Source organism: Bradyrhizobium sp., assembly GCF_016462955.1.
Taxonomy (GTDB): Bacteria; Pseudomonadota; Alphaproteobacteria; order Rhizobiales; family Xanthobacteraceae; genus Bradyrhizobium.
Map to the genome: position 1 here is coordinate 1 of NZ_JAEMSD010000695.1, position 2,876 is coordinate 2,876.

The window sequence follows — 2,876 nt, forward strand, 5'->3', positions numbered from 1 at the left end:
TGGTCTGCGAAGGCTGCGGCGACTGCTCGCAGGCCTCGAACTGCGTCTCGGTGCAGCCGCTGGAGACCGAATTCGGCCGCAAGCGCCAGATCGACCAGTCGAACTGCAACAAGGATTTTTCCTGCGTCGAGGGCTTTTGTCCCAGCTTCGTCACCGTGCATGGCGGCAGCCTCAAGCGCATGAAGACCTCGGCGGTGGACTCCGGCCAATTGTTCGCCGATCTGCCGCTGCCGCCCGTGCGTGAGCTCGACGGCCCCTACAACATCCTCGTCACCGGCATCGGCGGCACCGGCGTGATCACCATCGGCGCGCTGCTCGGCATGGCCGCCCATGTCGACGGCCGCGGCTGCTCGGCGCTGGACTTCACCGGCCTGTCGCAGAAGAACGGCGCGGTGATGAGCCATGTCCGTATCGCGCCGAAGCCGGAGGACATCTCGGCAGCCCGCATCACCACGGGCGGCGCCGACGTCATCCTCGGCTGCGACATGATCGTCTCGGCCGGCCCGTCTGCGCTGAGCCGCGCCGAGCGCGGCGTGACCAAGGCCTATATCAACGCCGATCTGCAGCCGACCGCGAGTTTCGTGCAGAACCCCGATCTCGATTTCGAGATGGGCACGATGCAGACCGTGCTGCGCGACGCCATCGGCGACAACAACCTCGACATCATCGACGCCACGGGCATTGCTTCGGCACTGATGGGCGACAGCATCGCAACCAATCCCTTCATGCTCGGCTTCGCCTTCCAGAAGGGTGCGATCCCGCTATCGCTGGAGGCCCTGCTCCGCGCCATCGAGATCAACGGCGCGGCGATCGAGATGAACAAGCTCGCCTTCACCTGGGGCCGCCTCGCCGCCCATGACATGTCGCGGGTGCGTAGCGTGCTGCAGTTCAAGGCCCGTGCATCGGCGCCGGCGAAATCGCTCGACGACATCATCGCGACGCGCGCCGAGTTCCTGACCTCCTATCAAGACAGGGCCTACGCTGACCGCTACCTCGCAGCTGTTGCCAAGGTGCGCAAGGCAGAGAACGCGGTTTCGCCCGCCTCCACGGAGCTGACCGAGGCGGTCGCGAAGAACCTGTTCAAGCTGATGTCCTACAAGGACGAATACGAGGTCGCGCGGCTCTATACCGACGGCAGCTTCGCCAGGAAAGTGTCGGAGAAGTTCGACGGGGACTTCACGCTGAAGTACCATCTGGCACCGCCGATCTTCGCAAGGCGTGACAAGGCGACCGGCCGGCTCCAGAAGCAGGAGTTCGGCGGCTGGATGATCCACGCCTTCCGCGTGCTGGCCAAGCTCAAGTTCCTGCGGGGCACCGCATTCGATCCGTTCGGCCGTACCGGGGAGCGCCGGACCGAGCGCAAGCTGGTCGCGGATTATCTATCGATGATCGAGCAGCGGATCGCGGGCTTGAAGGCGGAGCAGATCCCGCTGCTGACACGCCTCGCGCGCGTGCCCGAGACCATCCGCGGCTTCGGCCATGTCAAGGAAGCCAACATCAAGCTGGCGGCGGCCGAGACGGCGCGGCTGGAAGCGGAGCTGGAGAACAGCCGTTTTGCCGCGGCGGCGGAATAGCTACCAGGCGCCAGCCTCTCTCCGCGTCATTGCGAGGAGCTCTTGCGACGAAGCAATCCAGAGTCTTTGACAGAAAGTCTGGATTGCTTCGCTGCGCTCGCAATGACGAGTTGTGGAGACGTGCTCGCCACTGCTCTGCCCTACCGCCCAGGCTTGCGCTCGATCGGGTCGATGTCGATCGCGCGCAGGCGGCCGAGCCGCAGCACGTCCATGGCCAAGCGCCGGCCGATGCGGTCGCGGTCGAGCACGCCGATCAGATCATCGACGCCGTTGATCTCGACGCCGTCGAGCCCGATCACGACGTCGCCGGGCAGTAGGCCCGCCTTCGCCGCCGGTCCGTCCGGCTCGATCTGCATCAAGAGCGCGCCCATCTTGTTCTCGACACCGGCCAGCACCGCATGCCGCCGCGGGACCGGCGCGGTCTGCCCGGCCACACCGATATAGGCGCGGCGGACATAGCCGTGGCGGATGATCTCCGACAGCACGAATTGCGCGGTGTTGCTGGCGACCGCAAAGCAGATTCCCTGCGCGCCGTTGATGATGGCGGTGTTGATGCCGATTACCTCGGCATGCGACGACACCAGCGGCCCGCCGGAATTGCCGGGATTGAGCGCGGCATCGGTCTGGATCACGTCCTCGATGGTGCGCCCGCTGACCGAGCGGATCGAGCGTCCGAGCGCGGAGACCACGCCGGCGGTTACGGTCGATTCGAAGCCGAGCGGATTGCCGATCGCGATCACGAGCTGGCCGCGACGCAACGTTTTGGAATCGCCGAGCGCAGCATAGGGCAAGTGGCGAGCGCCGTTCGCGCGCAGCAGCGCAAGGTCCGTATCGGGATCGACGCCGAGCACCTGGGCGTCGCCGACATGGCCCTCGACGTCGCGCAGCCGGATCTCCCTGGACGTGCCGACCACATGGCTGTTGGTGAGCACGAGCCCGTCCGGAGAGATCACGATGCCCGAGCCGAGCCCGCCGCGCTCGCGTCTATCGGGCGCTTTCGGCCCGGTCTCGACCCGCACGACCGCGGGGCCGACGCGATCGGTCACGTCGATCACGGCATTGGAATAGGCGTCCAGCAGCGCCCGGTCATCGACCGGGTCAGCAGCCGCCGTTCGCGATGACGGTGCGTCATCGGCGATATCTGAAGTGAAATCCAACATGGCAAGAGTCCTCGAAGGCTCACACAGATGGTGGCCTGTTTCCTGCCGCGCAAGGTGCACGCCTTTGGAGCGCAGGGCTGGATTGCCCGGATGGCTAGGGTGCCTGCCTCAGCGAGCCGCCTCTTGCCTTGACCGGGTCGAG

Annotated in this window: 2 protein-coding genes; one reads left to right on the forward strand and one right to left on the reverse strand. The window is 66.0% G+C overall.

Annotated features, from left to right (window positions below; genetic code table 11):
• A partial coding sequence (locus tag JHD07_RS36990) for a DUF6537 domain-containing protein (protein WP_291631180.1) occupies nucleotides 1–1,574 on the forward strand: 1,574 nt, incomplete at its 5' end.
• Between the two features lie 140 nt (nucleotides 1,575–1,714).
• On the opposite strand, the gene JHD07_RS36995 is transcribed toward JHD07_RS36990, so the two are convergent.
• Nucleotides 1,715–2,734 carry a trypsin-like peptidase domain-containing protein gene (locus JHD07_RS36995; RefSeq protein WP_291631182.1) on the reverse strand — a complete coding sequence of 340 codons (1,020 nt, stop codon included), beginning with the start codon at nucleotides 2,732–2,734 and terminating at the stop codon, nucleotides 1,715–1,717.
• Nucleotides 2,735–2,876 lie beyond the last annotated feature (142 nt).